At 58.0% G+C, this 23,902-nt stretch carries 22 protein-coding genes and 1 pseudogene; 9 read left to right on the top strand and 14 right to left on the bottom strand.

The genetic code is table 11. The features are described from left to right. Window positions 1–56: 56 nt before the first annotated feature. Together JFU37_RS05275 and JFU37_RS05270 are read right to left on the bottom strand one after the other, a co-directional pair. Complete coding sequence (locus JFU37_RS05275) at window positions 57–1,190, bottom strand: catalase family protein (RefSeq protein WP_201113652.1); 1,134 nt, start codon at window positions 1,188–1,190, stop codon at window positions 57–59. Next, on the bottom strand, window positions 1,187–2,995 hold the full coding sequence (locus tag JFU37_RS05270) for a di-heme-cytochrome C peroxidase (protein ID WP_201113650.1): 1,809 nt from the start codon (window positions 2,993–2,995) through the stop codon (window positions 1,187–1,189). Before JFU37_RS05270 ends, JFU37_RS05275 begins: the two co-directional genes overlap by 4 nt. 269 nt (window positions 2,996–3,264) lie before the next feature. Here JFU37_RS05270 and JFU37_RS05265 point away from each other — a divergent pair, with 269 nt between their 5' ends. The 6 genes from JFU37_RS05265 (at window position 3,265) to JFU37_RS05240 (ending at window position 6,528) form a co-directional block, all read left to right on the top strand. Continuing rightward, window positions 3,265–3,981, top strand: a complete 717-nt coding sequence (locus tag JFU37_RS05265; protein ID WP_201113648.1) for an FKBP-type peptidyl-prolyl cis-trans isomerase — start codon at window positions 3,265–3,267, stop codon at window positions 3,979–3,981. Window positions 3,982–4,275: 294 nt separating this feature from the next. Next, on the top strand, window positions 4,276–4,731 hold the full coding sequence (locus tag JFU37_RS05260) for a YkvA family protein (protein WP_201113646.1): 456 nt from the start codon (window positions 4,276–4,278) through the stop codon (window positions 4,729–4,731). Window positions 4,732–4,845: 114 nt separating this feature from the next. Further along, complete coding sequence (locus tag JFU37_RS05255; protein WP_201113644.1) at window positions 4,846–5,187, top strand: helix-turn-helix domain-containing protein; 342 nt, start codon at window positions 4,846–4,848, stop codon at window positions 5,185–5,187. After that, window positions 5,184–5,555, top strand: coding sequence for a hypothetical protein (locus JFU37_RS05250; RefSeq protein WP_059401930.1), 372 nt, complete (start codon window positions 5,184–5,186; stop codon window positions 5,553–5,555). The genes JFU37_RS05255 and JFU37_RS05250 overlap by 4 nt, the downstream gene beginning before the upstream one ends. After that, on the top strand, window positions 5,556–5,963 hold the full coding sequence (locus JFU37_RS05245; RefSeq protein ID WP_201113642.1) for a sel1 repeat family protein: 408 nt from the start codon (window positions 5,556–5,558) through the stop codon (window positions 5,961–5,963). Between the two features lie 241 nt (window positions 5,964–6,204). Further along, window positions 6,205–6,528 (top strand): hypothetical protein, encoded by a 324-nt coding sequence (locus tag JFU37_RS05240; protein WP_201113640.1) that lies wholly within the window; start codon window positions 6,205–6,207, stop codon window positions 6,526–6,528. Between the two features lie 442 nt (window positions 6,529–6,970). On the opposite strand, the gene JFU37_RS05235 is transcribed toward JFU37_RS05240, so the two are convergent. From JFU37_RS05235 to JFU37_RS05225, 3 genes are all read right to left on the bottom strand, one after another. After that, entirely contained in the window at window positions 6,971–8,029 is a 1,059-nt protein-coding gene (locus JFU37_RS05235) for an IS110 family transposase (RefSeq protein WP_201116416.1), read from the bottom strand. Window positions 8,030–8,255: 226 nt separating this feature from the next. After that, entirely contained in the window at window positions 8,256–10,046 is a 1,791-nt protein-coding gene (locus tag JFU37_RS05230) for a bifunctional diguanylate cyclase/phosphodiesterase (RefSeq protein WP_201113638.1), read from the bottom strand. A gap of 134 nt (window positions 10,047–10,180) precedes the next feature. Further along, window positions 10,181–12,262 (bottom strand): carboxy terminal-processing peptidase, encoded by a 2,082-nt coding sequence (locus JFU37_RS05225; RefSeq protein WP_201116414.1) that lies wholly within the window; start codon window positions 12,260–12,262, stop codon window positions 10,181–10,183. Between the two features lie 140 nt (window positions 12,263–12,402). Here JFU37_RS05225 and JFU37_RS05220 point away from each other — a divergent pair, with 140 nt between their 5' ends. After that, complete coding sequence (locus JFU37_RS05220; RefSeq protein WP_201113636.1) at window positions 12,403–13,365, top strand: zinc-binding dehydrogenase; 963 nt, start codon at window positions 12,403–12,405, stop codon at window positions 13,363–13,365. Window positions 13,366–13,479: 114 nt separating this feature from the next. Here JFU37_RS05220 and JFU37_RS05215 read toward each other — a convergent pair whose 3' ends face one another. The 6 genes from JFU37_RS05215 to JFU37_RS05190 all read right to left on the bottom strand — a co-directional run bounded on the left by JFU37_RS05215 (window position 13,480) and on the right by JFU37_RS05190 (window position 18,830). Then, complete coding sequence (locus tag JFU37_RS05215) at window positions 13,480–14,133, bottom strand: HAD family hydrolase (RefSeq protein ID WP_201113634.1); 654 nt, start codon at window positions 14,131–14,133, stop codon at window positions 13,480–13,482. Window positions 14,134–14,167: 34 nt separating this feature from the next. Then, complete coding sequence (locus tag JFU37_RS05210; RefSeq protein WP_201113632.1) at window positions 14,168–15,157, bottom strand: ABC transporter ATP-binding protein; 990 nt, start codon at window positions 15,155–15,157, stop codon at window positions 14,168–14,170. Then, window positions 15,154–15,954: an ABC transporter permease gene (locus JFU37_RS05205; protein WP_201113630.1), complete on the bottom strand. Its 801-nt coding sequence runs from the start codon at window positions 15,952–15,954 to the stop codon at window positions 15,154–15,156. Before JFU37_RS05205 ends, JFU37_RS05210 begins: the two co-directional genes overlap by 4 nt. Next, the gene (locus JFU37_RS05200; RefSeq protein ID WP_207201499.1) at window positions 15,941–16,777 is read right to left on the bottom strand and encodes an ABC transporter permease; all 837 of its coding nucleotides are present in this window, start codon (window positions 16,775–16,777) and stop codon (window positions 15,941–15,943) included. The genes JFU37_RS05205 and JFU37_RS05200 overlap by 14 nt, the downstream gene beginning before the upstream one ends. A 5-nt stretch (window positions 16,778–16,782) precedes the next feature. Continuing rightward, window positions 16,783–17,589: an alkaline phosphatase family protein gene (locus tag JFU37_RS05195; protein WP_201113626.1), complete on the bottom strand. Its 807-nt coding sequence runs from the start codon at window positions 17,587–17,589 to the stop codon at window positions 16,783–16,785. Window positions 17,590–17,765: 176 nt separating this feature from the next. Continuing rightward, a complete protein-coding gene (locus tag JFU37_RS05190) occupies window positions 17,766–18,830 on the bottom strand; it encodes an ABC transporter substrate-binding protein (RefSeq protein WP_201113624.1) in 1,065 nt (354 codons plus the stop codon). A 349-nt stretch (window positions 18,831–19,179) separates the two neighbouring features. Here JFU37_RS05190 and JFU37_RS05185 point away from each other — a divergent pair, with 349 nt between their 5' ends. Then, window positions 19,180–19,893 carry a UTRA domain-containing protein gene (locus JFU37_RS05185; protein ID WP_056742457.1) on the top strand — a complete coding sequence of 238 codons (714 nt, stop codon included), beginning with the start codon at window positions 19,180–19,182 and terminating at the stop codon, window positions 19,891–19,893. 30 nt (window positions 19,894–19,923) lie between these two features. Here the strand turns inward: JFU37_RS05185 and JFU37_RS05180 are convergent, their stop codons facing one another. After that, entirely contained in the window at window positions 19,924–20,691 is a 768-nt protein-coding gene (locus JFU37_RS05180) for a DODA-type extradiol aromatic ring-opening family dioxygenase (RefSeq protein ID WP_201113622.1), read from the bottom strand. A gap of 101 nt (window positions 20,692–20,792) precedes the next feature. On the opposite strand from JFU37_RS05180, the gene JFU37_RS05175 reads away from it, so the two are divergent. Then, a complete protein-coding gene (locus tag JFU37_RS05175) occupies window positions 20,793–21,449 on the top strand; it encodes a thiopurine S-methyltransferase (RefSeq protein ID WP_201113620.1) in 657 nt (218 codons plus the stop codon). Window positions 21,450–21,587: 138 nt separating this feature from the next. Here JFU37_RS05175 and JFU37_RS05170 read toward each other — a convergent pair. Both JFU37_RS05170 and htpX read right to left on the bottom strand, forming a co-directional pair. Then, window positions 21,588–22,841 (bottom strand): annotated as a pseudogene (locus JFU37_RS05170) (IS3 family transposase). A gap of 110 nt (window positions 22,842–22,951) precedes the next feature. Then, a complete protein-coding gene (gene htpX, locus JFU37_RS05165; protein ID WP_059403635.1) occupies window positions 22,952–23,839 on the bottom strand; it encodes a protease HtpX in 888 nt (295 codons plus the stop codon). Window positions 23,840–23,902: the final 63 nt, after the last annotated feature.

Genomic DNA, 23,902 nt, shown 5'->3' with positions numbered 1-23,902 from the left:
AGCTGCTACAGCCGGACGCAGGCCCCGCCAGCTGTTACAGATCGCGTTTTACCTGCTTACTGTTCAGCGTTGCGACTGTGGCGGTAATCGCTGACCGCTTCGTATGCCGCTTTGCGCAAGCGATTGATCCCGCCAATTGGCCGATGAGCCTCCAGACCGAACCAGGGATTGAACGACTGGTTGTCGCATTGCACGTTCAGTGCCGGCGTATCGAAGTCCTGGGCCGGCACATTGATCCGCGCCACCGTCTCGAACGGTGCGTCACTTTCTCTCCATTCGATGCTGGTGTCCTCGATCGGCATGTACTTGCGCGGATCCTGCCGCTGGATCTGCAGGACGAAACACGCAGGTACCCGATCTGTCGACAGCTGCTGGTTCAGGGCATTGCGCAGGAAATTCGGCAACTTCTGGTTTTGCGCCGGCAGGGTGTAGGTCGGGCAACTGTCAGGATCCGGCATTACCCGGAACTTGGCATTGGCTTCACCGAATTTGTAGGGCGAAACCGAAAAGTAGGTCGTCCGCGTCGGGCTTTCCGGGGCGGGGGAGAGGGTCGCCAGCGCGATGAACAGGTGTCGAACCTGCCAGGTCCGCGGGTCCCAGCCGGGGAAGAACGCCATCAACGTCTCGCCGTCAGCCTGGGCGGAAACGTTCTGACGATACTCAGCGACATCGCTGACGAAAAAATTCGGATGGCTGAACATCACGAAGTCCTGCTCGTCACGGCTTTTTTGATCGTCGAGCAGCTGTTTGCCAGGCACATCGAGTAATTTGATCGCCATTCCCCGAGCGTCGCGGATGCTGTCGAACTGCGGATAAGCATTGCCATTGGAAAGCCGCATCGTCGCTTGCCAGGTTTTGCCCGGCTCACTGAATACACCCTGACGCAGCTCATCGGGCAGCTCCGGCAGTACCCGAACGTCGGCCTTCACACACCCGTGAGCCTTGGCATGTGCATCGCGCAGGTAGCGCGTGCCTTCACGGTGCTGATCGACGATGCGCACGGCGGTCTGAATGACGTCCTGAGTCATCGCTGCTTCGCCGTCCGGAATCAGTTCTTCAGCCGACACCGGCCCTCGGTGCTGCCAGGTAAACCAGGTTGTCGCCAGCGCCCAGCCGAGCAATCCAAGACCCAATAACAACAGCAGGGTTTTGCCAAGGAAGACGCCAAAACGCATCCACAGTGTCGTCATGGCAATTGTGCCTCTAGCGGGCCACCCAATACTTTCAGGTATTCCAGAAGCGCCCAGCGCTCCTCGGGTTGCAGCCAGCGACCGATCACGCCATTGCCGAGCTTGCCAGCGCGAAACTCGTGGCCGCTGTTGTGATTGCCGGTGATACGCGTGTCGAATTCAAAACCGTTGGTAAAGGCCTCGGTTCGATACCCCAGGTGCCTTGGGTTGTACTCGAACGTGCCTTTGTAAAAAGTGGTCGCGCGTTCATCCTGGGGCGAGAGTAGTTGATAGAGACTCGGCACCGAGCCGTTGTGCAGAAACGGTGGGGTCGCCCACACACCCGCCAGTGGCCGGGCCTTGTAGGCGCGCAATTCCCGGACCCCGATGGGCAGGCCGAAGCCATCCATGGCCGGTCGCTCGGCGACGGGGATGTTCGCGTCACGGTAAGCGCGGTTCTCGACGAATGCGGTGATGTAAGCCAGCCCTTTGGCCGATGACAGCTTGCTCAAATCCAGCAGCTCGGTGGGTGTCGGTTGCAATTGCACATCCAGTTGACCCAGTTCTGCCGGATCCCATTGCAGGGCGGTGAGGTCGAAGCGGTGGTCGGCGATGTTGTCGGCCGCGCCAGGGTCCGTACCAATGAACGCCACAGGCAGCATTTTCAAATGTTGCACCCAGCGCCCATCGCTTTCGACTGATCGAGGGACATGGCAGCCAGCGCAGTTCTCGGTAAACAGCGCACGACCTTTGGCGGCCAGGGGTTTATCGATCGCGCCCAGCAGTTCCTCCGGCCAGGCGGGTGGTTTGAGTCGTTGCAGGGTTTGTTCGATCAGGTGTAAATCGTGCACCCGGACACTGGACGGATAACGGTCGTCACCCTTGAGTGGCTGCCCGCTACTGTCGAAGAAATTCAGCGTGGCGCCTACGCCCAAGGCTTCACCGATGTTGCGGGCCATGGGTTGCTGTGCCGAGCCGTTCCATTGCACCCAGTCGAAATTCCACATGTCCCACAACTGCGGATAATCAACTGGCGCATTGGCCACCCGGTAGTTAGCGGGGGAAATGGCATCGCCGAAACTGGCATTGGCAATGCGCCCGAATGCATCGGTACGACCGGGGCCTTCTTCGGTCGGGTAGAGTCCGCGATGGGTGTCGTTCCAGGCCACCTTCAAGAAAGTATCAAGGGATTCCTTGAAGTTTTTGCGCAGTTGCTGATGGCGGATGTCGTAATCCTGACCCAGTACGTTGCGTGCAAAACGTTCGAATTTCCACGGGTTGTAGTAAGTCGACGTCAGACTGGCCACCAGTGCTTGCCCGAAACTGCCACCGCGAAGCGTAGGAACGCTGGATGGCAGAACATGCTGCGCCGAGCCGCCGTCGATGCGTACGGCCTGGCCATTGAAACGCAGTTCGCCGGTGTGGCAAGCGGCACAGGTGATGTCCAGAAATTCGTCCTGGCTGCCAGGGTTCTGATGACGGGCAAACCCGACAGGCAGGTTGCCAGGGTTATTCGGTATAGATCGCTGGCTGGGGTCAATCAGAAAACCGAAGCGGGCGAGGTATTCGGGCGCGGCGAATCGTTGTTGTGAGAAGGGCAGTTCGAGGGCGTTGAACCAGTCGTAGCGCAAGCCTTTGACCTGAGTGCCCTGAGGCGTGAAATAGTAAGTCTGGCGGTCGGCAGCGCTCCATTGTTCCAGGTAGTGCACCTGTTGCGCAGGCGACCAGGCGGGCAGTTTCGGGTTGGCGACGAAGTACAGAACCACGCCAAGGCCGAGTCCCAGCAGCGCAGCAATCAGAGCTAACAAGCGGCACAAGAGGCGCACGATAAACATCCTTGTCGATTTATCGCTCTTTTATGCCTCAGCCTCAGAGGTGCAGCAAGTGGCCATTACGCCAGATGTTGTGGGATAGGGGATCAGTCGCTGTGAGGGGAAGATGACAGAAGCTTCATCATCCGATTCCTGAAATGCGTTAAAACACCTGAACTTATCAGAAGTTTCCTGCTCTCATGCCGGTAGCCATTGGTCGTGGCCGCCTGATAAGCTCGCGGCTTTACTCGATTGCCCTTTAGGCGCATGAACAAGGAAATAGCATGAAACAGCATCGGTTGGCGGCGGCGGTAGCCCTGGTTAGCCTGGTACTTGCGGGTTGTGATTCGCAGACCAGCGTAGAGCTGAAAACTCCGGCGCAAAAAGCTTCCTACGGCATTGGCCTGAACATGGGCAAAAGCCTGGCTCAGGAAGGCATGGATGACCTGGACTCCAAGGCCGTAGCCCAAGGCATCGAAGATGCCGTCGGCAAGAAAGAACAGAAGCTGAAGGACGACGAACTGGTCGAAGCCTTCGCAGCACTGCAAAAGCGTGCTGAAGAGCGCATGGCCAAAATGAGCGAAGAGTCGGCAGCCGCCGGCAAGAAATTCCTCGAAGACAACGCCAAGAAAGCCGGTGTAACCACCACCGCTTCCGGCCTGCAGTACGAAGTGGTCAAGAAGGCCGATGGCGCACAGCCTAAGCCGACCGACGTCGTGACTGTTCACTACACTGGCAAGCTGACCAACGGCACCGTTTTCGACAGCTCCGTCGAGCGCGGCAGCCCGATCGATCTGCCAGTCAGCGGCGTGATTCCGGGTTGGGTCGAAGGCCTGCAACTGATGCACGTTGGCGAGAAGTACAAATTGTACATTCCTAGCGAACTGGCTTATGGCGCGCAAAGCCCAAGCCCGGCGATTCCAGCCAACTCGGTGCTGGTATTCGACCTGGAACTGCTGGCGATCAAAGATCCGGCAAAACAAGACGATGCTGCCAAGTAATTCGCATCTGCTCTAAAAACAACGCCTCGCTTTATGCGGGGCGTTGTTGCATCTGGCGTTCGGCAAGAGGTAAACAAAGCGAACGGATGTTGTAGGCTGCAGTCTTAGCATTGAGGACGTTCGTGCTAGCCGCGTCAGAACGCCAAGTCAATGAAATCTTGGGTTTTTTTATATGAGTAAAAAACGCCCGATCTGAGTTAAGCCCTTATGAAACGGGGCTTTCAGCCGTGAAATGCAGCTCTGTTCACAAGGTTATCCACAATTTGTGTGGATAACATTTCAGCGGGAGGAATGATGAAAGCACCTTGGAATTTCGCTCGTTTCCTGCCTCTGGCCGGACGCCTGTTGGCTCGTGGACGATTGCCTACCTTGTTGTTCGCGGTGGCCAGCAAAGGTGCCAGCCAGGGTAACCGACTGGGTAAGCTGAAAGACGACCTGCGCTTGTTGCAGGCATTGTGCCTTGCCTACTGGCGTGGTGAGTACCGGGCCATCAGCCCGAAGGCGATGATATCGGTCGTCGCAGGCCTGATGTACTTCCTCAGTCCGGTGGATGCGATTCCGGATTTCATTCCGGTTTTTGGCATGCTCGATGACATCGCCGTGCTGGCCTGGCTGATGAAAGTCCTCGACGACGAACTCAGCGCCTTCCGAGCCTGGCGCAATCGGCAGCTGCCGGAGAAGCTCGCCGTGGTCGAACGTTTGCCCGATACCCTGGAGCAACTTCAGCTTCAGGGCCCGAAAAAAACCTGATTCCACTCAGGAACGTCCCTATATTCATACCCCCCGCGACCTTGGCCGCTGTTAGGATTACACTTCTAGGGAAAAGTGCCGACTCGCTAAGTGTCGTTGTCCTACGGGGAAGTCATGGATATTCAGATAATCACACGCGAAGGCGAGCCCGAGTATGCGGTTCTGCCGTGGGCTCAGTACCAGGCTCTACTCAAAGCTGCAGGCATCAATGAGCAACCGCCGCGGGTCGCCCCAGAGCGTCAAGCGGCAGCACCAGACCAGATTCTTCCAGGTCTGGACCAACTACGCAGTTTGCGCGAAGGGAAGGGCATCGCCATCGAGGCGCTGGCCCGCACGGTAGGCATCAGCCCGTCTTATCTGGCCTTGATCGAAAGTGGCGAGCGTCAACCCGACGCTGCGATTCGCCGAAGCCTGGCCTGGGAGTTGACGGTGCCAGGGTGGAGGGATGAATCGTGAGCGTACGCATCAGTCGTCAACATTGGGATGGGTTACTGGGCGAACTGGATCAGGCGCGCCGTCAGCGCCATCTGCTGACTTACCGGGCATTGCTGGAGCGTTTGCAGTTGCCCACGCCAGCCATGCAAACGCTGACGGCTGCCCTTGAGCATCTGGCCGCGCTGGACGCCAAAGCCGAACAGCCCTTGCGCAGTTCGCTGGTGATCAGCCAAGGCGCCAGCCGCTTGCCGCGCACGGGGTTCTTCGAATGCGTCGAGCGCCTGGGGCGTTTCTCCGGGCCGTCCGATGGCATCGCCGCGGCGTCCTGGCATGCCTCGGAAGTGGTGCGGGTGTTCGAATATGAGTACCCGGAATCGGCGGAGGCCTGAGTGTTTTTACGACTCAAGGCACGGGCCGGCTACTGGCTGGCCCGCCGGTTGTTTCACTGGTCATGGTTTGTGCGTCAGCCCCGAGGCTGGAGCTGGCTTGAAGGCCAATTCGCGCGGATGGCAAACCTGGGGGATGTCGGCGCTCAGAGCTTCTATGGCCACATCCTGACCTTTCGTGGCGTTGGCCTTGGGGCTCGTGAGGAAGGTGTGCGATTGCTGCGCCTGGCGGCGTTGGCGGGCGATGGCAAAGCGGCGTATCAGGTGGGCGTGATCAGCCTGGCCGGAACACCGAGCAAAGCGCCGGATCCGGCTGAAGCGGCTCGGTTCTGGGGGATGGCTGCAAAGGCTGGGCATCCGTTAGCCGAGATCAAACTCAAAGAGCTGGCGGCTCGCGGGTCTACGGATTAATTTCCTGCCTACCTGACAATCAAACGTGGCGAGAGGGAAACCTCCCGCCACGTTTGCGTTTGGGTGGCGAAATCTCTGGGCAAAGTCGTCGGAAGTTTCCTTCAAGTCGCGGCGGTTTTCGTGAACTGGTTCGATCCGACTATCGTCGCTAGTCTCTGCATGCCGCTGCAAAGTCAGTGGCAGGGAGTAGGAACCCTGAAGACCACCGGAGCGCGTCCTTTTTATTTTCTGGAGCTCTCATATGCCAACACTTCACTCAGACTTACCGTATGTCAAACCAACTCCCCACCCCGAAAGCCGCTTCATGGCGCTCACCAGCAACTGCGACGACATGCCGACTTTATTCGTTGATACCCATGTGCCGCTCGATGTTTTGTATGACACGGCCAGCTATCGAATCCGTGCCGTCACCCAAGTGCTTGAAAACCTGTCGATGCGGGGTTCGATCGAGTGCGAATCCTTCATTCTCAGTGACTTCGCTTTGCTCTGTGCCATTCCGTTGCGCGATGGGTGTGATGTGCTGGATGTGGTTGGGCGGCGGTTGAGGGCGCGGGCTTCGGAGTAGTTGCCGTGGCTTTCCCAGATGCGGTTCAGTTAAGCAATTTTGGCTGATATGCACGTTTTGTAGCAGCTGGCGCAGCCTGCGTTCGGCTGCGCAGCAGTCGTAAAATCAGAACATGCGGTGTTTCAGGTGCACCGTGCAGGTGGGGTTTGCGACTGCTGCGCAGCCGAACGCAGGCTGCGCCAGCTGCTATGTATGGACTCGCCCCCCACTGTCTACCCGCTTTTGAAAAACCGTCGCCCCGTTGCATCTATGTATCAGGCCTATTCGTGGAAGCCGTCTTCGGCTTCTGGCCAAAATTGGAAAAGCTCGTGGTATGCCGATTACGGTCAGGCCTCGAAGGCCAGTAGCAGCTTAGGCATCAATCCACGCCGGTCTTACCTGGGGTCAATTTTTTTCAGCAAAGGGTCGGACAGTTAGTACCTCGGTGACAGAACTCTGTCGCTCAGTGGCTCATTGTCGCTTGCTGGCCATCACCAGCGTGGCGACGATAAGTCTGATCATTCTGTAAAAGCACCCAGACGATTCGCAGGTTGCGGTTGGCTAGCCTGATCGCAGCCTCCTTACGGCCCAGCCGGCTCATCCAGCGCAACAAGCGGCGGTCATCGGGTTGCTGGGAATCAGGTCGTAGTTGTTGCAGCACCGCATGGGCTCCCTGGATCATCAGGCTGCGTAAATAAACATCGCCTCGCTTGGTCATATCCCCTAGCCGGACCGTCTCCCCGCTGCTGTGCTGGTCAGGCACCATGCCAAAGTACGCGGCAAACTTGCGGGCATTGGGGAATCGCTCAGGCTTGGTTTCCTTGGCCACCAGTGCCGTGGCCGTGACTGGGCCGATGCCGCGCACAGTCATCAGTCGCTTCGCCGTCATGTCGGCGTTGGCGGCCACTTCCAGGCGTCCCGTCAGCACGCTGATGCGCTCGCCCAAATGGCGCCACTCGGCCAACAGTTCGTCGATCAGTTCACGCAGCAGGCCCGGCACCGGCTGGGTAGCATCTTCCAGTACCCGCGGAATTTTCTGGCTGATCGCAACATCGCCCTGCGCCAAGGCCACGCCGTGCTCGAGCAGCAGGCCGCGCATCTGATTACTGACGGCCGTGCGCCGACGCACATAGCCCTGACGGGCGCGATGCAACGCCTGCATTGCCAGCGCCGCGACGCTTTTGACCGGTACTGCGCAGATTTTTTCATCGCGACCAGCCCGCAGAATCGCCAGCGCATCGTTGCGATCATTTTTTGGCCCGCTGCGATGCGTGGCCACCAAACCGGCTGGAAGAATCCGCGCCAGATTGCCTTGTTCTTGCAACTGCCGGGCCCAGGCTTGAGCCCCCGGACCGGTCTCCATCAAAACCACGACATGAGGCGGTAACTTGTGGAGAAACTCATAAAACGCCTCGCGCGACTTGATCCGCTGCTCGTAGCGCACCTGGCCGAGGACATCTTCACCGGCAACCTGAAAGACCTGCTTGGCCAGATCGACCGCTAAGGTTGTGCAGGCCGACAAATCGGAAGAAGACAGGGATTGATCAATCGAACTATGATTTTTCATGGACTCGCCCTCGCTGTCGTTGGCTGTTTAGACTGCCACCGTGGCGCATTGACGCCTCGGCTTGGGCGAGTCCATCCAATTACAGGGCGCAAGGGCAAGATCAAAAGATCGCAGCCTTCGGCAGCTCCTACAGGAGATCGGTGTAGGAGCTGCCGAAGGCTGCGATCTTTTTGAGCGGTAATCACCGATGCCCGGCGGCCAACGCTTCCTCGGCAGCTGGCACCGCCAAACTATCAATCACATGCACGCTATACCCCGGCACATTTTTCGCGTGGTGCTTGGCCTGCGACGCCATCTCCGCGAGCTGGCTCGCATCAAGTTGTTCGCAGGATTGTGGATGCAAATACACCACGCCAATCGACAGTGACAGTAACGGAAACTCCTGCCGCATTCCCTGGCGATTCGGCGCGGTGAAGCAGCCGGCTTCCAGGTGCTCATTGCGGTAGAAACGTCGGCATTGGCTCTGGAAGTCGTCCAGCAGCTGGTTCAAACGTTTGCGCCAGTCCTCGGGGCCGAGCACCAGCAGGAAGTCATCGCCGCCGATATGGCCGACGAAGTCGCGGGACGGATCGACGCGGTCATTCAGACATTGCGCCAGACACAGCAGGACTTCATCCCCACGGCCGTAGCCGTAGATGTCGTTGAAGGGTTTGAAGCTGTCGATGTCCACGTAGCAGATCACCGATTCCCGTTGCTGTTGCAGCAGTCGCGTCAGGCATTGCTGGATCGGCACGTTACCGGGAAGCAGGGTCAGCGGGTTGGCATAGCGGGCCTGCTGGATCTTCAGTTCGGTAATCAGCTTGAGCACATCGATGACCCGACCCAATCCCAGATAACCGCCATTGAGGGTGATGATGAAATCCTCCTCGATGCGCTGTCGAGCGCGACTGGTGATGAGGCGGCTGACCTGTTGCAGCGATTGACTCAGTTCGACAGCCAGAAAGTCATCGCTCATCAACCGACTGATAGGCTTGCGGGCAAACAGGTCGGTGGCAAATGGCTTCAGCAGGACGTCAGACAGCGAATGCCGATGGACGATGCCGCAAGGGTGGCCTTGCTCGTCAAGCACCGCCAGTGAGTTCAGGTTGGCCTGACGGCGGAAGGCTTCCAGTACCGTGGCGGTCGGCGTATCGCGAGGCACCGCCAGTTGGTCGTTGAGCAGAGCGCTCAGGTCGCTGCCTTCCTCGTTCAGCGCTACAGCGGTGCTGTCGTGTTTGGGCATCAGGTTTCGAGCATCCCTGGGCGGATGCTCTTGGGGCCGACAGAGCAAATAGCCCTGGACCAGATCGACGCCCATGTCGGTCAGCACCGCGAGTTCTTCCGGCAACTCGATGCCTTCGGCGATGACTTGCGCCCGAGAGGCTTTGGCAATTTGCAGGATCGAGCCGACGAACTCACGCTTGAGGGCATCCTGGTGAATACCGTCGATGAAGTGTCGGTCGATCTTCACGTAGTCCGGCCGCAATTCGGACCAGAGTCGCAGGCTCGAATAACCCGCGCCCAGATCATCCAGTGCGATGGAAAACCCCATCGCTCGATAGTGATGCAGTGCATTTTGCAGCAGCTGGAAATCATCGGTCGGGGTCTGTTCGGTGAGTTCGATCACCACCTGGCTAGGCGGTATGCCGAAATCCTGCAGCAGTTGCAGGGTGCGACCGGGTTGGTGACTGGCTTCAAGCAGCGATTCCGGCGAGACGTTAAGAAACAGCTTGCCGGGCAGTTGCTGCTCACTGAAGCGCCGGCAAGCACTCTCGCGACAAGCAATTTCCAGCTCACTGAGACGCCCCGCCTGACGGGCCACGGCGAACAGCGCGATAGGGGAGTGCAGCGGACTGTTGGAAGGGCCGCGACTGAGGGCTTCGTAACCGACGATGCGTCTTTCAGAGAGGGAAATGATCGGCTGGAACAGGCTGTGCAAGCCGCTTTGAGCCAGTATGGAACTCAAGGCACTCAGCTGTTCTGTCGTGGTCATAGCTTTCTCTGGCGATAAAAAAAGGACCGGGAGCAAAAAGCTCCCAGTCCCTTATTTCACGACAGAATGATGACTGTTTAATGACGCTCAGGGGAGAGTCAGCATTAAATTGCCATCACCTTGCTTGTAACAACTTAGTGCTTGGCTACCGCGGTGTTGAGTTTCAGGTAGTCCAACAGAATCCGGCCTGTTTCGCTCAGGTAGGCGTCGTCTTCTGGTTTGGTCTGGTCCGGCTCGGCCGCGATGGCGTCTTCGTCTTCTTTCTTCAGCTCTTTGAGCGGCTCTTCACCCTTGGCCTTGCGACGGATATTCTCCATGGCCAGCTGCTTGGCTTCGATGTCGGCATGCTGCGCACGGCGATCGGCTTCGTTGAGGCTGACGGTTTTTTCTTCCATCAGTTTCTGCGCCAGCGCCAGCTTGTCACGGATGAACACGAACTCGGCGTCTTTGGCTGAACGCGCGTCATGCTCGGACTTGAGTTGCGCGATGTACGGCTTGAACGGATCGACCGCCGGCTTGATGGCCGCCTTGATGGTGTCCCACGGCATGGCTTCCGGCAGGGCGCTTTCACCGATTTCCTTGGTGTCGATGATTGACGGGTAGTCGATGTCCGGCAGTACGCCCTGATGCTGGGTGCTCTGGCCGGAAACCCGGTAGAACTTGGCCAGGGTCAGTTTCAGTTCGCCGTGGTTCAACGGCTGAATGGTCTGCACGGTGCCTTTACCGAAGGTCTGGCCGCCAATGATCAGCGCGCGGTGGTAGTCCTGCATGGCGCCGGCAAAAATTTCCGAAGCCGAGGCGGACAAGCGGTTGACCAGCAATGCCATCGGGCCTTTATAGAACGCACCCGGGTTTTCATCTTCCAGCACATCGACGCGGCCATCGGCGTTACGCACGAGCACGGTCGGCCCTTTGTCGATGAACAAGCTGGTCAGCTCGGTGGCTTCCTGCAAGGAGCCGCCGCCGTTGTTGCGCAGGTCGATGACCACGCCGTCGACCTTGTCTTTCTGCAACTCTGTCAGCAGCTTCTTGACGTCGCGAGTGGTGCTCTTGTAGTCCGGATCACCGGCACGGAAGGCCTTGAAGTCCAGGTAGAAGGCCGGGATCTCGATGATGCCGAGCTTGTAATCCTTGCCGTCCTGTTTCAGGTTGAGGACCGACTTTTTCACTGCCTGGTCTTCAAGCTTCACCGCTTCACGGGTGATCGGGACGATCTTGGTGGTCTGATCGTTCGGCGCGTTGCTGGCCGGGATCACTTCCAGGCGTACCACGGTGCCTTTCGGACCACGGATCAGCTTGACCACCTCGTCCAGACGCCAGCCGACCACATCGACCATCTCTTTGTTGCCCTGGGCAACGCCGATGATCTTGTCGGCCGGTGCGACTTGCTTGGTCTTGTCGGCGGGGCCTGCCGGCACCAGACGCACGACTTTCACCTGGTCGTTATCGCTCTGCAACACGGCGCCGATGCCCTCGAGGGACAGGCTCATGTTGATGTCGAAGTTTTCCGCGTTATCCGGAGACAGATAGTTGGTGTGCGGGTCGTAGGACATCGCGAAGGTGTTGATGTATGCCTGGAAGATGTCTTCCGGACGGGTCTGGTCCAGACGCGTCAGCTGATTTTTGTAGCGCTTGGTCAGCGTTTCCTGAATCTGCTTGGAATCTTTGCCGGCGATTTTCATCCGCAGGACTTCGTCCTTGACGCGTTTGCGCCACAGGTCGTCCAGTTCGGCGGTGGACTTGAGCCAAGGGGCATCCTTGCGATCGATCAGCAAGGTTTCCTTGGTGGTGAAGTCCATTTTGTCGACGCCCTTGTTCAGCTCCACAAGGGCGAAGTCCAGACGCGCTTTGACGCGGTCCAGGTAGCGCTTGTAGATGGTGAACCCGGCGTTCAGGTCGCCGCTTTTGAGGAAGTCGTCGAACTGGGTTTTCCACTTGTCGAATTCGGCAATGTCGCTGGCCATGAAGTAGCTGCGCGACGGATCCAGCAGCTTGAGGTAGCTGTCGTAGATGATCACCGAGCGCGCGTCATCAAGCGGCGGCTTGCTGTAGTGATGGCGCTTGAGCAACTCGACAACGTTCAGGCTGGCGATCACTTCGTCACGATCAGGCTGAAGCTTGTCCCAGCTATTGGCTGCGAACGTATTGCTCGACATCGGCATCAGGCCGATACCAATGAACAGGGCGAGGGCGGTGCTTGGGAACAGATGCTTCATGCTGATTCGACGCGGGGACAATTGATCACGCATATTAGGCCGTCTTTGAAGTCGCCGGTTCCCCAAAGGGCCGGTCACATAATGCAAGAAAGCCCGGCGCTACCGCTACGGGCTCAGTCCAGACTCACTATGGAGGCACTGTGAAAGCATTGCAAGGCGTTGACGGTCAAGTGGCGTGGGTTGAAGAGCCGAGTCCTGCGTGTGATGTAGGACAAGTTCGGATCCGTGTGGCGGCAGCGGGGCTCAATCGGGCCGATTTGTTACAGAAGGCAGGCCTTTATCCACCACCGCCGGGAGCCAGTCAGGTGCTGGGTCTTGAGTGTTCGGGGGTGATCAGCGAGGTGGGTCCTGGCTCGTCCTGGCGGGTCGGTGATCGGGTCTGCGCCTTACTGGCCGGGGGCGGGATGGCCGAGGAAGTGGTTGTCGACGGACGGCATGTGTTGCCGGTTCCCGACGAAATGTCGTTGGCCGAAGCGGCGGCGCTTCCGGAAGTGTACGCAACCGTTTGGTTGAATTTGTTTCAACTGGCTGCGCTCAAACCGGGAGAGAAAGTTCTTCTGCATGCCGGAGCAAGTGGAATTGGTTCAGCTGCCATTCAGCTGTGCAAGGCGTTCGGCAACCCGTGCTGGGTCAGCGTCGGTTCCGCCGAGCGTTTGGCTTACTGCGAAGCGCTGGGAGCGCAGGGCGGTGCAGTGCGCACCGGGGATCTGGAAAGCTTGAGCGACCTGGGGCCGTTCGATGTGATTCTTGACCCTGTCGGCGGTAACTATGCCGCGCTGAATCTGAAACTGTTGGCCCGCGATGGTCGTTGGGTATTGATCGGCCTGATGGGGGGGCGTGAGGCGAAGCTGGACCTGGCGCAGGTGCTGGCCAAGCGCGTGCAATTGTTGGGTTCGACCCTGCGCAGCCGCGACGAGCAGTTCAAGGCGGATTTGTTCAGCGACCTCAGTCAGCATGTCTGGCCACTGTTTGCCGAAGGGCGTTTGAGCCCGCAACTGGCCAAGACTTTTCCGATCAAGGACGCGGAAGCGGCGTTCGCTGAATTGGCGACCAATAAGGTGGCGGGGAAGTTGGTGTTGGTGATCGACGAAAGCCTGACCTGACCCTTGTAGGAGCGAGCTTGCTCGCGATGAATTTGAAGGCGGCGCATTTTACCAGGCAGCACGCGTTATCGTTCACGTCCATCGCGAGCAAGCTCGCTCCTACAGGGATCTCGGTTACTTCCAGAGATGGATCGGCCAGCCGGCTTTTTCAGCGTGCTCAAGTAACACCGCATCCGGATTCACCACGTGTGGGAAATCCACCTTTAGCAACAATGGCAAATCATTCCGTGAGTCGGAATAAAAACTCGCGCCTTCCAGGTTTTCTTCTTCGGCATCCAGCCATTCCAGCAAGCGTGTGATCTTGCCTTCACGGTAGGTCAGGGTGCCAACGGTATGGCCGCTATAGACCCCGTGAATCACTTCCAGCTCGATGGCGAGAATTTCATCAATGCCCAAGCGGTCGGCAATCGGTCGGACCAGGTGTGTGCCTGACGCCGATATCACCAGAATCCGGTCGCCAGCCTTGCGGTGAGCCGCGATGGCTTTGGTCGCGTCGCTGAAGATGATCGGCTCGATGAAGTCTTCCACCCAAGGCCCCACCAAATGGTCGACCTCTTCCGGTGTGCGCCCGATCATCGGCTCCAGGCTGAAGGTCATGTAGTCCTCCATCCGCAACTTGCCGTGGCTGTAGGCGTCCATCAGATCGTTGTTCTGCCGCATGAACGATTCGGGATCGACCCAGCCGAGCCGGCCCATCTGTTCGCTCCAGAGGGTGGCGCAGTCGCCGTGGATCAGGGTTTCGTCCAGATCAAAAATTGCCAGGGCCATCAGTGCAGTTCTCTCTTCAACATCAGCAAGGACATCAGGCTACCTCACGGAGGGCCGTTGGATCGATGGAAAGCGCCAGGCGCTGACCATCGGGATGCAGATCGGCCGCCGAGCGGTTCAGCACATCCACCACCAACTCCACGCCCCGGGCTTCGACCCGGTAGCGAATCACGTTGCCCAGCAGGCTGTGACTGCGCACTTGCGCGTCGAGCTCGCCGTTGAGGCTCAGTTCGATGGCTTCCGGGCGAATCGCAATGCGGTGGGTGATCGGCCGTTGCAGCAGCTTGGTTGCGCTTTCGGCGTCCAACAGGTTGTAGTTACCGATGAAGCCGGCGGCAAAAACATCCACTGGCGCGGTGTAAAGGGTTTCGGCGTCGCCGCTTTGTACGATTTTTCCCTGATTCATCAGGAAAATCCGGTCAGACATGGTCAGCGCTTCTTCCTGATCGTGTGTGACGAAGATTGTGGTCAGGCCCAGTTCGCGCTGGATCTGACGGATCTGGTCGCGCAGGTGCTTACGAATCCGCGCATCGAGGGCCGACAGCGGTTCATCCAGCAGTAAAAGCCGAGGCCGGGTCACCAAAGAGCGCGCGAGCGCGACACGCTGGCATTGGCCGCCGGAGAGTTGATGCGGATAGCGGGAAGCAAAGTCGTTGAGTTCCACCAGTTTCAGCACTTCGGCGACGCGCTTTTGGCTGTCGTCGGCGTTGACCTTCTGCATGCGCAATCCGAAGGCGACGTTCTGTTCCACGGTCATGTTCGGGAACAGAGCGTAACTCTGGAAGACCATGCCGATCCCGCGTTTTTGCGGGCTCAGTGGAACGAGGTCGACACCGTCGAGCAGAATATGTCCACCGTCCACCGAGGTCAGGCCGGCGATGCAGCGCAGCAGTGTGGATTTACCGCAACCGGACGGGCCAAGGAGGGTGACGAACTCGCCCTTTTTAATCTCGCAGTTGATGTCGCTGAATACGGTGGTGCCCGCGTAGTTTTTCTGTAGGTGTTGGACGCTGACATAGCTCATTCGCTTTTGTCCTTGTTCAAGATATTGGCCGCCCAGGTCAGAACCAGCACGAAGAAGAAGTAGGAAATCACCAGCGCACTGGTGAAGTGGCCGCTGCTGTTGCGCATGTTGTTGAGGTAGACCTGCAGGGTTTCGTAGCGCGTTCCGACAAGGATGTTGGCGAATACAAACTCACCGAACAGGAACGAGAACGACAGCAGCAATGCCACCATCAAACCCTTGCGCAGGTTCGGCAACACCACCAGGAACGCAGCTTGCCAGGTGCTGGCGCCGAGCAGTTGGGCGGAGTCCATCAGGTCGCTCAGATTGATCGCTTGCAGGTTGTTAGTGATTGCCCGGTACATGAACGGCAGCGCCACGGTGAAGTAGCAACCGATCAGAATCCACGGCGTCCCGACCATTGCGAACGGCCCCGAGCCGTAAAGCTGCAACAGGCCTACCGACGACACCACCGGTGGCACCGCGAAGGGCAGCAGGATCAGGATATTCATCAGCGCGTCGAGTTTCGGGAAGTGGTAATGCACCACAAACAGCAGCGGTAAAATCAGCACCACCGACAAAATCAGCGAACCGACGCAGACCAACAGCGACTGCCCGAACGCGTGCAGAAAACGCGGATCGCTCCACAGCTGGATGTACCACTTCAAGGTAAAACCGCTGGGCAGAACGGTCGCCGACCAGCTGCTGGCGATCGAGTAAATCAACGTCCCGGCCAGCGGTAGCAACAGAATGGCAAACAGCAAATACACCACGACCCGGTGGTAGACACCGACGGGGCCCAGTTCAGCGCGAGACATGGTAGCTCCTCTTCAACAGCAACTGATGCACGACGGTCACCAGGGTCATCAACGCCACCAGCACTACGGCCAGGGCACTGGCGAGGTTCGGGTCCAGGGAAATGTCTCCGGACACCATGGCGGCGATGCGGATCGGCAGCACGTTGAAGTTCCCGGTGGTCAGCGCATAGACCGTGGCGTAGGCGCCGAGGGCGTTGGCCAGGAGGATCACGAAGGTGCCGAGCAGCGCCGGCGTCAGTACTGGCAAACCGATGTGTCGCCAGAACTGCCAGCCGTTGGCGCCGAGCAATTCCGCGGACTCACGCCAGTCCTCACGCAGCGCGTCGAAGGCGGGGTAGAGCAGCAGAACGCCAAGGGGAATCTGGAAGTAGGTGTAGAGAATGATCAGCCCGGTTTTCGAGTACAGGTTGAAATCCTGAATGATCCCGGCCTGCTTGAGCATGATGGTGAAGCTGCCGTTGAAGCCCAGCAGAATGATGAACGCAAAGGCCAGGGGCACGCCGGCGAAGTTGCTGGTCATGTTGGCGAAGGAGTTGACGAAGTTGCGCAGTTTCGAGTCGACCCGACGTAGGGAATAGGCGCCGAGCACTGCAATGATGATGCCGAACACACTGGACCAGAAACTGATCTCGAGGCTGTACTGGATCGCCTGCAAATAGAACTTCGAATTGAATATTTTCGTGAAGTTTTCAATTCCCCAGCCAAATTCTTCCGATTGCAGGCTGTTGATCATCACCCAGGTCAGCGGGGCGATCTCGAATACGATAAAGAACAGTGTGAAGGGCACCAGGCACAGGACGGCCAACCATTTGCCGCGAGTCATCGCGTTCACTTGAATAACTCCCGGCAGACAGGTTTGTCGTGAGCCACACCCAGCAGTTCGCAGACGGTGCCGCAGATTTCAGTCTGTTTCGGTGCGGCGCTGGCGTTGAAACTGAAGGCGTTGCCGAGGACAAACAGTGGTACTTCGCGCTCTTCGGGTAGCAGGCCGTTGTGGGAGCGGTCGTTGTTCATGCCGTGGTCGGCGGTCACCAGCACCTGATAGCCGGCGTCGAGCCAGCCTTGCAGGTAATCGGCGAGGATGATGTCGACCGAGCGGGCACTGTTGCGGTATTGCGGGGTATCGAGGCCGTGCTTGTGCCCGGCGTCGTCGATGTTCATCGGATGCACCAACAGGAAGTTCGGCACATGGCGCAGGCGCAGGCTTTCGGCGTCGGCGAACAGGTGCGAATCCGGGTAGTGATCGTTCCAGTAGAAATGACCGTGCTGAATCGGCAGGTCGGGGTTATCCGTGTGACGGTCCCGGGCGGCCACGAATGGCGAACGGTTGTACAGCTCGCTGACCCAGTGATAGGCCGCAGCGGCGGTTTTCAGCCCGGCATCGGTCGCGTAGTGATAAATGCTGCGTTGGTTGGACAGGCGCGAGACATTGTTGTGAACGATGCCGCTGTCGATCGGCGTGACGCCGGTCAGGATGCATTCGTAAAGCGGACGGGACAGGGCCGGCAATTCGCACTCCAGTTTATAGAGCGCCGCGCGTCCTGCGCCGACGTAAGCCTGCAGGTGCCCCATGGCGTGGCGTGCGACTTCGTAATTGAGGCCGTCGAGCACGACAAGGATGACGTTGTGCTTCATAGGGGCAAAGACTCCGCAAAACAGGTAGTCGCAATTCACTCGGTCCACTGTGGGAGCGAGCCTGCTCGCGAATGCGGTGTGCCAGTCAACAACAGTGTTGAATGTGAAACCGCTTTCGCGAGCAGGCTCGCTCCTACAGGGATCTCCATTAGCCCTCCGAATGGTGGGCTACAGCTTCACTTCATCTCGACGATGACTTCTTCGTTCCACTTCTGCGGCAAGGCCTTGGAAGTCTTCTCCCACGCATCCGCGTCCTTGATCGGGGTCACGCCTTTGTACTGTTCATTAGGCAGCAGCTTGGCCTTGACCTCGGCTGGCAGGGTCAGGTGATCGGCACGAATCGGACGGGCATTGCCGCGCGCCAGGTTGATTTGGCCCGCGTCACTGAAGATGTACTCGCGGGTCAGCTTGGCGGCGTTCGGGTTCTTCGCGTACTTGTTGATGATGGTGGTGTAGCCGGAAATCACCGAGCCGTCGGACGGGATCAGCACGGTGTAGTCGTCCGGATTCGCCATCTTGGCTTTGTAGCTCAGGCCGTTGAAGTCCCAGACCACACCGACTTCGATCTCACCCTTTTCCATGGTGGCGATTGTCGGGTTGGCCATCGACAGGCGGCCTTGTTTGGCGATATCGGCGAACATCAACAGGGCCGGTTGAAGGTTTTTCTCGTCGCCACCGTTGGCCAGCGCTGCGGCCAGTACGCCATTGGCGGCCTGAGCGGCGGTGCTGACATCACCAATGGATACTTTGTACTTGCCGTTTTTGAGGTCGGCCCATTTAGTCGGTGCTTCAGAACCGTGCAGCAGCTTTTTGTTGACGATAAATGCGATGGTGCCGGTGTAGGCCAGCGCCCAGTTACCGTCCTTGTCCTTGGCCCAATCCGGCACTTGCGCCCAAGTGGTTGGCTTGTAGGGTTGCACTACGCCTTGCTTGACGGCGATCGGGCCGAAGGCTGCACCGACATCGCCGATGTCAGCGCTGGCGTTGTCTTTTTCAGCGGCAAACTTGGCGATTTCCTGTGCCGAGCTCATGTCGGTGTCGATGTGTTTCAGGCCGTAAGTCTTGGCCAGGTCTTCCCAGGTGCCTTTCCAGTTGGCCCAGTCATCGGGCATGCCGACGCTGTTGACTGCGCCTTCCGCTTTCGCAGCGGCTTCCAGGGTTTTCAAATCATCAGCCGCCATGGCGGCGGTGCACATGGCAATGGTCGAGCCTAACAGTGATGCCAGGAAAAGCTGTTTCATCCGAAGCTCCTTTGGGCGTTTTCAACGCTGCGATTGCGGTTGTGTTGGTCTAGGTCAGCAATACCTGAGCCAATCTAGGCGGCCTGGATGACATTTTGATGTCGACGACCGGTCTGCCTATATTTTTTGCACGGCAATGCTCAGGCTTCTGCATAAGCGTAGACCATGGCTAAAAGGCTGATATAGAAGGACTTGGCCGTGATATTGCAGATGCCTGGGTCAACCGTTCGGCGGCTTTGTCATCTACCAGTCATGTGCAGTGCCTAGGCTTGCAGGCAGCTATAGGCGCCGCCTTGAACGGCGATTCTGCCCCGAGACAGTGCTGGTCTAGTCCAGATAGGTAACGTTGATGCGCATTGAGACAACCAAAGCGGTGACAGCCATCGGGCAGGTTCTTCAGGAACAGCTCGACCACGGCCTGTTGGCGCCTGGCAGCAAGTTACCGGCCGAGCGCAAACTCAGTGAGTTGTTTGGTACCACGCGGATTACGGTGCGTGAGGCGTTGTTACAGCTGGAAGCCCAAGGGCAGATTTATCGGGAAGAACGACGTGGCTGGTTCGTGTCGCCCCCACGCCTGGCTTACAACCTGATGCAGCGCAGTCACTTTCACGCGATGGTCAGTGCTCAGGGACGAGTGCCGTCCACCGAGGTGATTTCGGCGCGTTTGCAACCTGCATCGGCGGCGGTATGCGCCTGGCTGCAGTTGCCTGCGCTGTCGAGCGTGATTCAGATTTGCCGCGCCAGGCGCATTGATGAGCGCCTGGTGTTGTACGTGGAGCACTATTTGAATCCGCAGTTTTTCCCGGGGATTCTGGAGTTCGATTTGAATCAATCGATCACCGAGCTGTATGCACGGCACTATGATTTGCACTACGGACGGGTTCGTTTCGAGATTGTGCCGACGGCATTGTCGGTGGATGCAGCGGCAGCATTGCGGGTGTCAGTGGGGAGTCCCGGGCTGCGCATTGCGCGGGTCAATTACGATCAGCATGAGCGGCTGATCGATTGTGATCTGGAGTTTTGGCGGCATGATGCGATTCATGTCGGGGTCGATGTGGTCTGAACCTGGCCGCCGCAGGTTTCGGGCCTTGCGTTATCCGAAGCGGTAAATGTCCATGCCCAAGGCACCCAGGGTGAATCCCTTGTGGCTCACGCTGAATTTTCCTCCTGCACCGCGGGCAAAGTACAAGGGCAACAAATGCTCATCACTTGGATGGTTGCGCACCGCATTCGGTGCTTGCTGGCGATAGTCGTGCAACGCGACTTCGTCGTTGGCCTCAAGTTTCTCGATCATCCAGTCGCGAAAGGCTTTGGCCCACGGTTCGACGCTTTCCGGGCCGGCGTGCCAGTCCAGTTCGCGCAGGTTGTGGGTAATGCTGCCCGAGCCGATCAACAGCACGCCGTGTTCGCGCAGGCTGGCCAGGGCATGACCGACGCGGGTTTGCAGGGCGGGGCCACCGTGTGTGGGCAGGGAGACTTGCACAACGGGGATATTGGCTTGCGGATACATCAACGACAACGGGACCCAAGCGCCATGGTCGAATGGCCGTTTAGTGTCGATGCGCGCGGGCAAACCGTTGGTCTTCAGTAGTTCGACCACCTCTGCCGCCAGTTGTGGATCGCCGGGCGCCGGGTATTGCACCTCGAACAAAGCTTTGGGAAAGCCGCCGAAGTCATGCAGGGTTTCAGGCTTCGGGTTGCCGCTGACCAGCAACTCATTGCTTTCCCAGTGCGCAGATACAATCACGATGGCTTTGGGCTTCGGCAGCTCGGCGGCCAGGCGCGCGAGGGCCGGTCCGCTGGCCCCCGGTTCCAGTGCAAGCATGGGGGAACCATGGGATATATACAGGCTGGGGAACATGATTGAGCTCCTGAGAGTAAGATGACGCATCTTCAGTCAGATCATTGATCTAAATCTAATATAAGTTTTAGGGTGTTTTGATCGAATTTTCGGGGTTATTTATGCAGCCGGAGTTTTGGCACAAGCGGTGGACGTCGAATCAGATCGGCTTTCATCTGCTGGAAGTGAATCCATATCTGCAACGGTACTGGCCTCAGCTGGGCCTGGAAGAGGGGGCGCGCGTACTGGTGCCGTTGTGTGGGAAGAGCCTGGATCTGCTATGGCTGGCGAAATGCGGTCACGAAGTGCTGGGAGTCGAATTGTCGGAAAAAGCGGTGGAAGACTTTTTTCACGAGCATCAATTTGACCCGGACGTCAGCGACCAAGGGCCTTTCACTGTGTATCGGGCGGGTTCGATCGAGATCTGGTGCGGTGATTTCTTCGCGTTGACTGCCGGCGATGTCGCCGATTGCAGCGCGCTATACGACCGAGCTGCGTTGATTGCCTTGCCACCGAAGATGCGGGAGCAATACGCCGAGCATCTGAAGCGGATTTTGCCGAAGGATTCTCTGGGGCTGTTGATCACCCTGGATTACGACCAAGCGCAAAAGGACGGACCGCCATTTGCAGTGTTGGATGATGAAGTGCAACGGTTGTTCGGGGCTTCGTGGGCGCTGAAAATTCTGGAAGATCAGGACGTTCTAGGCGAGAGCTGGAAGTTCGTCGAGAGTGGCGTTACGCGGCTTGAGGAGCGGGTGTATCGGGTTTCCAGCCGGTAAATTTTTGTTGTTTGTGCTGGCATCATCGCGAGCAGGCTCACTCCCACATTAGATTGCGCCCGCTTGAACGACTCATTCAACTGTGGGAGCGAGCCTGCTCGCGATGGGGCCAGAATGAGCAACGCTACATTCAAGTGTCTAGTCCTGAAATAGGTTTACACCTGTTTCACCCCAACGCCCGATGCATCGCATCGGGCGTTTTGTATTTCAACGACAGGTGCGGACGCTCGCGGTTGTAGATCGATACCGACTCGCTCACCATTTTCTTCGCCTGCGTTAAATCCTGTGGTCGCTGGAGCAAAAGCTCCGTCTTCAATATCCCGTTGACCCGCTCTGCCAGGGCGTTTTGATAACAGTCGTAGCCGTCCGTCATCGAACACCTGATGCCGTGTTTTGCGTGCAGTTCCTGGTACATTCCCGAGCAATACTGGCTGCCTCTGTCCGAGTGATGAACCAGTGGCTGCTCCGTTCGACGGTGCTTCACCGCCCGGCGCAGCGCCTGCGCGACCGACTCGGTGTGCAGGCTTTCATGGACGTGATAGCCCACGATCTTTCGCGAAAAAGCATCCGTCACAAGGCTCAGATAGGCCACGCCTTCCTGAGTGGGCAGATAGGTGATGTCAGCCACCCAGACCTGTTCCGGGCCGCTGGGAACAACCTGTTCAGGCCCCGGTTTGAGCAGGTTCGGATGGCGTCGAAAGCGATGATGACTGTCGGTTGTCTTGTGATACGCCCGCTTACGGGCTACCAATAAACGCCGTTCGCGCAGAATCGAAAACAGGCGATCTCGCCCTACTTGCAGCTCAAGCAGCGGCTGACATTGCAGCAGGTAATGCAGCTTTCTAGTGCCCAACCGCGGCTGCCGCAGGCGCTTTTGCTGAACGAAATCGGCAACTTTCTGATCCAGAATCAGACGAGCAGCATCGGCGCGATTGCGTTTGTAGTAAGCCTGTCGGCTTATCCCCATGAACTGGCAAGCCCTGCTGATGCTCAGGTTTTGGATTCGTTTTTGCGCGAGGACTTGCCGGGACGCTTTTTTACGACAGAGAGACCGTAGTCATTTTTCAAGACGTCCACGACGGCCTCGAAAAACTGCGCTTTCTGATTGGACAGCGCCAACTGCTCTTCAAGCTCTTTGATGCGCTGCTCTGGCGTTAATGGTCGGTTTTTGTCGGGCATAGACCCCATCCTCGGCGAGCCAATGTAGGTGCCGGGGCTCCAATCTTGACGACCGTGCTTGCGTAACCATGTCAGAACGGTCGTTTTGCCTTGAATCCCGTAGCGCTCCTGAGCCTCTTTATAACTCAGCTCGCCTTTTTCGACCTGGTCGACGACCGACAATTTAAAGGTCAGCGTGTAGTCTCGCTGACTACGCCTTTTTGCGGATTCCATTACGTCCTCCTGAAAAACAGATCAGAAGGTGTAAACCTTATTCAGGACGGGACAAGCAGACAAAAAAAGGCCCGCATCGCTGCGGGCCTTTTCTTTTTATGCCGAGCCTGTCAGCCCCGACGACGCAGTGCGTCGATGCGCTCTTCCAGTGGCGGGTGGCTCATGAACATGCGGGCGAACCCTTGTTTGATACCACCGTTGATGCCGAAGGCATTCAGTGTGTCGGGCATGTGCACCGGCAGTCCTTGTTCCGCCCGCAGGCGTTGCAGGGCGCCAATCATCGCGCTGGTACCGGCCAGACGCGCACCGGCTTCGTCGGCACGGAATTCGCGTTTGCGCGAAAACCACATGACGATGGAGCTGGCCAGAATACCCAGCACCAGTTCGGCGAAGATAGTCGCCACGTAGTAGGCGATACCCTGGCCTTCTTCGTTCTTGAAAATCACCTTGTCGACAAAGTTGCCAATGATCCGGGCGAAGAACATCACGAAGGTGTTCACCACGCCCTGGATCAGCGCCAGGGTTACCATGTCGCCATTGGCAACGTGGCCGATTTCGTGGGCCAGAACGGCTTTTACTTCATCGGGCGAAAAACGCTCGAGCAAACCCTGGCTGACCGCGACCAGTGCATCGTTCTTGTTCCAGCCCGTGGCGAACGCGTTCGCCTCGTAGGCCGGGAAAATCCCGACTTCGGGCATTTTGATCCCGGCTTCGCGAGACAGTTGCTCGACGGTTTGCAGCAGCCATTGCTCGTGACGTGTGCGCGGCTGGCTGATGATTTGGGTGCTGGTGCTCATCTTCGCCATCCACTTGGAGATGAACAGCGAGAACAGCGAACCGGCAAAACCAAAGACCGCACAGAAAATCAGCAGCTGATTGAGGTTGAGATCAACCCCGTTGGCCGCCATGAACCCGTTGAAGCCGAAAAGGCTCAGGGTGATGCTGGCAATCAGCACGACCGCCAGGTTTGTGGCCAAAAACAGCAGGATGCGCATCATGGTTGTAGAAATCTCCTTGTGCTAAAGATGTAGCGTACTGCGGGGTATATAAGGTGCTGCACC

Source organism: Pseudomonas sp. TH41 (genome assembly GCF_016650695.1).
GTDB lineage: Bacteria > Pseudomonadota > Gammaproteobacteria > Pseudomonadales > Pseudomonadaceae > Aquipseudomonas.
Note: the sequence above shows the minus strand (reverse complement) of the source record. Positions and strands in the feature narration are given on the sequence as shown.